This is a genomic window from Clostridium sardiniense (genome assembly GCF_019753795.1).
Classification (GTDB): Bacteria; Bacillota; Clostridia; order Clostridiales; family Clostridiaceae; genus Clostridium; species Clostridium sardiniense.
The window spans coordinates 1-6,694 of sequence record NZ_JAIKTU010000029.1 but is presented as its reverse complement, the minus strand read 5'-3'; the positions used below and the strand labels follow the sequence as shown (position 1 = coordinate 6,694).

Annotated in this window: 7 protein-coding genes, 2 tRNA genes and 4 rRNA genes; 11 read left to right on the top strand and 2 right to left on the bottom strand. The window is 29.4% G+C overall.

Features of this window, described 5'->3' with window-relative positions; translation table 11 throughout:
* From K5V21_RS18795 to K5V21_RS18760, 8 genes are all read left to right on the top strand, one after another.
* Positions 1–83, top strand: a 23S ribosomal RNA gene (locus tag K5V21_RS18795); the annotation flags it as partial.
* A 54-nt stretch (positions 84–137) separates the two neighbouring features.
* Positions 138–254, top strand: a 5S ribosomal RNA gene (rrf, locus tag K5V21_RS18790).
* Between the two features lie 7 nt (positions 255–261).
* Positions 262–337, top strand: a tRNA-Lys gene (locus tag K5V21_RS18785).
* A 64-nt stretch (positions 338–401) separates the two neighbouring features.
* Positions 402–554: a YetF domain-containing protein gene (locus tag K5V21_RS19785; RefSeq protein ID WP_221862615.1), complete on the top strand. Its 153-nt coding sequence runs from the start codon at positions 402–404 to the stop codon at positions 552–554.
* Positions 538–723 carry a hypothetical protein gene (locus K5V21_RS18775; RefSeq protein ID WP_221862613.1) on the top strand — a complete coding sequence of 62 codons (186 nt, stop codon included), beginning with the start codon at positions 538–540 and terminating at the stop codon, positions 721–723. The genes K5V21_RS19785 and K5V21_RS18775 overlap by 17 nt, the downstream gene beginning before the upstream one ends.
* A 138-nt stretch (positions 724–861) precedes the next feature.
* Positions 862–1,812 carry an L-lactate dehydrogenase gene (locus tag K5V21_RS18770; RefSeq protein WP_221862611.1) on the top strand — a complete coding sequence of 317 codons (951 nt, stop codon included), beginning with the start codon at positions 862–864 and terminating at the stop codon, positions 1,810–1,812.
* 179 nt (positions 1,813–1,991) lie between these two features.
* Positions 1,992–2,108: ribosomal RNA gene (gene rrf, locus K5V21_RS18765) — 5S ribosomal RNA — on the top strand.
* Between the two features lie 6 nt (positions 2,109–2,114).
* A tRNA-Lys gene (locus K5V21_RS18760) sits at positions 2,115–2,190 on the top strand.
* Between the two features lie 238 nt (positions 2,191–2,428).
* On the opposite strand, the gene K5V21_RS18755 is transcribed toward K5V21_RS18760, so the two are convergent.
* The gene (locus K5V21_RS18755) at positions 2,429–3,181 is read right to left on the bottom strand and encodes a signal peptidase II (RefSeq protein ID WP_221862609.1); all 753 of its coding nucleotides are present in this window, start codon (positions 3,179–3,181) and stop codon (positions 2,429–2,431) included.
* Between the two features lie 164 nt (positions 3,182–3,345).
* On the opposite strand from K5V21_RS18755, the gene K5V21_RS18750 reads away from it, so the two are divergent.
* Positions 3,346–4,152, top strand: a complete 807-nt coding sequence (locus K5V21_RS18750; protein ID WP_204596833.1) for a pyruvate, water dikinase regulatory protein — start codon at positions 3,346–3,348, stop codon at positions 4,150–4,152.
* Positions 4,153–4,296: 144 nt separating this feature from the next.
* The gene (locus tag K5V21_RS18745) at positions 4,297–5,244 is read left to right on the top strand and encodes a patatin-like phospholipase family protein (RefSeq protein WP_221862608.1); all 948 of its coding nucleotides are present in this window, start codon (positions 4,297–4,299) and stop codon (positions 5,242–5,244) included.
* A gap of 27 nt (positions 5,245–5,271) precedes the next feature.
* Here the strand turns inward: K5V21_RS18745 and K5V21_RS18740 are convergent, their stop codons facing one another.
* Positions 5,272–6,249 carry an amidase domain-containing protein gene (locus K5V21_RS18740; protein WP_221862607.1) on the bottom strand — a complete coding sequence of 326 codons (978 nt, stop codon included), beginning with the start codon at positions 6,247–6,249 and terminating at the stop codon, positions 5,272–5,274.
* A 351-nt stretch (positions 6,250–6,600) separates the two neighbouring features.
* Here K5V21_RS18740 and K5V21_RS18735 point away from each other — a divergent pair.
* Positions 6,601–6,694 (top strand): 16S ribosomal RNA (locus tag K5V21_RS18735); the annotation flags it as partial.

The following is a 6,694-nucleotide window of genomic DNA, read 5'->3' as shown; positions in this document are numbered from 1 at the left end:
AGAACACAAGGTTGATAGGTCAGAGGTGTAAGCATAGCAATATGTTCAGCTGACTGATACTAATAGGTCGAGGGCTTGACCAATAAAAAAGATGATCAACAAAAATTCATGTGCAATTTTCAGAGAACAATCTGAAATCTGGTGATGATGGCATAGAGGAAACACTCCTTCCCATTCCGAACAGGAAAGTTAAGCTCTATAGCGCCAATGGTACTGCACGGGAGACTGTGTGGGAGAGTAGGACGTTGCCAGGTAAGATATGCGTTATTAGCTCAGTTGGTAGAGCACCTGACTCTTAATCAGGGTGTCCCGGGTTCGAATCCCTGATGACGCACCATTTTAAAAGACCTAAAATTATTTAGGTCTTTTTTGTTATATAAAAATATAACTAGAAAGCTGTAATAGTCATAGAGAATGGAATTATTAACTTTCGAAATCTAAAAAAGATAAGATTATCAGTGGATATGCTTGAAAAGCGATTGAGACAATTGGGTATAGCTTCTATAAAAGATGTTAAATATGCAACTGTAGAAGTAAGTGGGGATAGGATATGAATTAAAAGAGGAAAATAAGCCTGTTACGAAAGGTGATATTCATAAACTTATTAATGAAATAGAGGAGTTAAAGAGATATATACCTAGGGATTTTATCCTAAGGGGAGGGAAGGGTGGAAATATTTTTGCTGAAATAAAGACTAAAAGACTTGATGATGATAATAATTAACGGCGATAAAAAAATAAACTCTAAAAATAATATATATTATTTTTAGAGTTTATTTTTTAAAAATTTTACTATATAGTATTAATATAGTAAAACAAATCATTATGGATAAAATCTTAAGAGAAATGGGGAGAAGATAATATGGGAATTAAAAATACTAAAGTAGCAATAGTTGGTACAGGCCTAGTTGGATCTAGTACCGCATTTAGCTTAGTTACACAAGGTGTATGCGATGAAGTTCTTATGATTGATATAAACAATGAAAGAGCTGTAGGAGAAGCAATGGATTTAAATCACTCAATAGAGTATTTAAATAGAAATACTAAGGTTAGAGCTGCATCTTATGATGAATGTGGTGATGTAGATGTTATAGTAATAACAGCAGGAGCACCACCAAAGCCTGGACAAACAAGATTAGATACGTTGGACTTAAGTGCAAAGATAGTTGAGACAATTGTAAATCCTATTATGGAATCAGGATTTAAGGGATATTTTATAATAGTTTCAAATCCAGCAGATATTATAGCATATCATGTATATAAGTTATCTGGATTACCAAAAAGTCATGTATTAAGTACAGGGACATCAGTAGATACTGCAAGATTAAAGAACTTTATTGGAGAGCTTTTAGATGTGGATCCTAGATGTGTACAAGGATATTCAATGGGCGAACATGGAGATTCACAAATGGTACCTTGGTCACATGTAACTGTAGGAGGAAAATCATTTATAAAGGTATTAGAAGATAATAAAGATAGATTTCCAAATGTAGATCTTGATAAGCTAGTTCAAGACACTGCACAAGCTGGATGGGAAGTATATAAGAGAAAGGGTACTACATATTATGCGATTGCTAGTGCAAGTGTAGGAATAATAAAAGCAATTTTATATAATGAGAATAAGGTAATACCAGTTTCAACTCTTTTAGAAGGTGAATATGGAGTCTCTGATGTATTTGCAGGAGTACCAGTTATATTAAATTCAGAAGGTGTCAAAGAAATTGTAGAGATACACATGAGTGATGAAGAAAAAAATAAATTCCAAAGTTCAATAAATGTTATCAAAGAATATATAAAAAGACTAGGTTATTAAAGAAAAAATAGTAAGAAATAAAAACACTGTAACCCTTGAAGTATAAGGCTTTGAGGGTTGTTTATATATTTAGAAATAAAAAAATATAAAAAAAATGAAGAAATTTGTTGACAAAAGGTTGTTAGGTCTATATAATAAGTAATTGTTGAGCCGCTAATTAAGGCGAAACGGCAAAGCAATCTGGTGATGATGGCATAGAGGAAACACTCCTTCCCATTCCGAACAGGAAAGTTAAGCTCTATAGCGCCAATGGTACTGCACGGGAGACTGTGTGGGAGAGTAGGACGTTGCCAGGTCCATATGGTTCGCTAGCTCAGTCGGTAGAGCACATGACTTTTAATCATGGTGTCCCGGGTTCGATTCCCGGGCGAGCCACCAAGAATTACTTTAAGTAATTCTCTAATAGGAACTTGCTTAGCATTATATATTCAAAAAGATTATGCAAGCATAATCTTTTTTTTTATTAAGATAGAAATTAGGCAGTGATTTATAATCACCGCTTTTTTTATTAGTAATTTTATTTTATTGGTAATATTTAAGCTACATCAAATTTTTGATGTAGCTTTTATTTATACATATGAGTTTTAAATTGAATTGCTATTGTTAATTGCTATGATTATTTCTTTTTTGGAAATAATGATTTTATATCATTACCGATAAAAATTAAGAATTTCTTTATACTCTTAAAGTCTTCCTTTAAAGTTGTATCATCTTCATTTGAGAAGAAGCCATTATCGTATAGGCATATAACTAAAAATAATATTCCAAGGTTAATATATATATCTTTAAAATCAGCTACAAATAAATTACTTACTCCTATAAAGTCTAGGCTACCACCATAAAAAACTTTATCTATTAGAGAACATAAAGCTCCAGCAGTTATAAATACTATAGCAAGATCTCCAAATATACCTTTATTACCTTTGCTTCTATAATATCTGTATAATTCTATAAATATTACTAAAGCTATAATATTAAGTATAATCAGCATAGAAAAACTAACTGATGTACCAAATCTAGCATTTAACCATGACCCATCTGTATTAATTAATGGGTTAAAGGATAAGAATCCATTGAAAATATCAAAGTAAGAATTAAAGAAGAATAGTTTAATTATTATTTTGATTCCTTGGTCAAGCAACATAAGTATAAAAAATAGTTCAAAGATACACTTCCTTGTAAGACCATCAGATCTTTTTAATGTGAATCTATAAAAAGCATATCCTACTATTCCAAATAAGATTATCAATAAGATATTTCCTATGATAGTAGTTAAGTCATTTATTCTTCCAGTAAATAATTCAAATAATAGATAAACTAGCCACATTACAGGCAATGTACATATAATTAATAATTTTTTAGTATTCATTATGCCCTCCATATAAAGAATAATTTGTAAATCACAGCTTACAAAATTAAGTTTAACATATAATAATAAAATTCACTATTGAGAAAAATAAAAAAAATATGTAATAATATAAATATAAAGAGAATTTTGAAAATTACAAATTTAACAGAAATGAGGGTATTGAGATGTTAACAATATTTGCCGTATCAGATTCTATAGGGGAAACAGCCAATCAAGTCGCTATTGCTGCTGCAAGTCAATTTTCAAATGATGTTGTAGTAGAGAGGATTCCGTATATAAAAACTTTGGAAGATATAGAGGATGTAATTAGTGCAGTTAAAGAATGTGAAGGGGAAGCGATTATAGTTTCTACAATAATAACTGTTAATGTAAGAGAATATTTAACTCAAAAAGGTATAGAAAATAATATATCAGTTATAAATGTACTAGGTCCAATACTAAATGTAGCATCTTCTAAACTTAATAGATTGCCAGATAATAATCCAGGTGCAATGTGGGAGACTGATGAAGATTACTTTAAAAGAATAGAAGCTATGGAATTTGCCATGCAATATGATGATAGTAAAGATTATAGAGGTCTTAAAAATGCTGATGTAGTTTTAATTGGACTTTCAAGAACTTCAAAGACACCATTATGTATGTACTTAGCTAATAAAGGAATAAAGGCTATAAATATCCCATTAGTACCTGAAGTAGGGGTGCCTAAAGAATTATATGAAATTGATAAGAAGAAGGTATTTGGACTGACAATAAATCCACTTCAATTAATTGAGATAAGAAAAAGAAGATTAGATAAATTTCATAGGATACCATCTGACATTGAGTATGCAGGGGATGCTAGAATATTAGAAGAATTTGAGTTCTCAGATAAGATAATAAGAAGAATTGGTTGTAAAACTATAGATGTTACTCAAAGAGCAATAGAAGATACTGCGTTAATTATTCTAGATACATTAAAAGTTAATAAGTAGTCTATAATTAAATATGACTGTAAGGGTTTTTCTTAAAAATACATAGAAAGGCCCTTTTGTTTTAACCAATAAGAAAATACAGTATAAAATAATAGTGTGAAATTATATGTAGTAAAAATTATTAATATTAAAGGGGGGATTAAAATGAAAATAGGATTAGTTTTAGCTGGAGGGGGAGCAAGAGGGGCGTATCAAATAGGAGTATGGAAAGCTCTTAAGGAGTTAAAGATAGATAAATATATTAGTGTTATATCAGGCACATCAATAGGAGCTTTAAATGCTATGTTATTTAATCAAGATGATATAAATATTGCAGAAGAGGTATGGATGAATATAAGTGTTGAGAAAATACTACCAACAGATCATAAGGATTTATTAAAAAGAAGTATACTTGTAACAATTGGATCAAGAAATTTGAATTTAATAAAAAAATATATGCCTAAAGCTATAAATGGTGGAGATATACCTAGAGATGGTCTAATAGAAATAATTGATAAATACTTAGACTTTAATAAGATAAAAAGTGTAAATAGGATATGCTATGCGGCATGTACTGAAATACCAAAGGTAGAAGCAAAATACTTTAAGGTTGGTGATTATAACAATGAGGATATAAGAAAAATACTTTTAGCTACATCAGCTCTTCCGATGATATATCAAAGTGAAGAAATAGAAGGTAAAAATTATCTAGATGGAGGTATGACTGATAATATACCAATACAACCTGTATATGGTGAAGGGTGCGATATAATAATAGTAGTCCCATTAGCTAGCAATGTAAAAATTAATAGAGAACTCTATCCAAACTCAAAGATAGTAGAAATAAGACCAAGTGAAATGGAAGCGGGATTAATGGCTGGTGTTTTAGATTTTACTCCAGATAATACTAAGAAGAGAGTTAGTATCGGTTATAAAGATACAATAGATCAAATATCGCCTATAATGGATATCGCATTAATGATAGATAAGGATAATCGAGAAGAAGAGAAGAAAAAGAAGATGCTATTTAATGTTTTAAAGAATAAATTATTTGGAAATAAAAAAGAAGATATTAAAAATAAGAGTGAGAATAAAAATAATATAGAGGCATAAAAAGGCTAACACGACTATGTTAGCCTTTTAATATGGAACTACTATTCTTATCTTAGGGTATATATTAGGATATACATAAGAAAGAGGATAATTTAATTTATCATAAGAATGATAACAGTAAAGACATGTATTTCCTGTATTATAAGTTATAATTCCAGAATGGGACCAAGTATTTTTAATTGGGCTAAAGAATTGTATTATAGATCCAACGCAATTTTGATCTATATTTGTTGTTTCAAATGCAAGGTGATTATAAATTAAGTAATTACGTAGTTCGTTTACTCTAACCCAAGGATTAGAGTATGGTTTCCATGTTGAAGAGGTCTTTATTCCAGCATAATGAATAGTTTGGGATACGAAGTTAGTACAATCTCCACCATTTTTATCAAAATCTATATACTCTTTGTTATAATTTAAAGCATATTTTTCAGCGTATTCTACTGCCTTAGATTTTGAGTAAGAGGTCTTTTTTAATACTGATGAGGCTGCAACTGTGCTCTTGATATTTATATTAAGAGTATTAAAGTTTAATAATAAAGAATTATATTTATCTATTTCATTATCTAATAAAGTGTTGTAAAAAAGAATGAAAGTCTTTGGATCTTTATAATTGACTGTATCTTTTAATGATTCTATATCAGATATATAATCTATAAACCATTTATCTGATATCTTTTTTAGTAGTGAGATATATGTTGATGTAGTTATAGAATTAAAGCTGTTACCATCAATATCAAATATTGAGTATACAGAAAATTTAACTAGAGAATAATTCTCGTCTACTTCCTTAATAAAATCATATTTTATTTTAGAATATGAATCTAAAATAGGAAGAGAGCTTTTTTTATTATAAAGAGTGAAGTATTTTATCTTTAAATCGAGTAATTCATTTAATTTATCATTTGATATAAGTTGCTTAAAATTATTATTAGAGAAAATTGCATTAAGAAATTGTTTTATAGTTGTCTTTACTGAACTTTTTTTGCTCATTATAATGTTATACATACCTAAAAATCCTTATATTTAGTAATAATTTATATTATTATATGAAATAAGGGGTGATTTGATATAAAATTGCAAAAAAATGTTGACAATATTAATTGTTGATGATAATATAAATCTTGTCGCTGATGCGAAAGAGCTTCTACGGAAGCGAGACAACATTTTAAATCAAATTAAGTAAAAACTTATTGAAAAAAATGTTGACAAAGTTTTTCGAAAGTGATAAGATAAATGAGTCGCTTGAGGGCGACGAGATAAAATGGTCTTTGAAAATTGAACAGAATATATAAAACATTTAAACAACCAGCAATTCTTTTTATAAAAGTAAGTTTTATGAGTGAAAAGATTAAACTTTTTATTGAGAGTTTGATCCTGGCTCAGGACGAACGCTGGCGGCGTGCCTAACACATGCAAGTCGAGCGATGAAGTTTCCTTCGGGAAACGGATT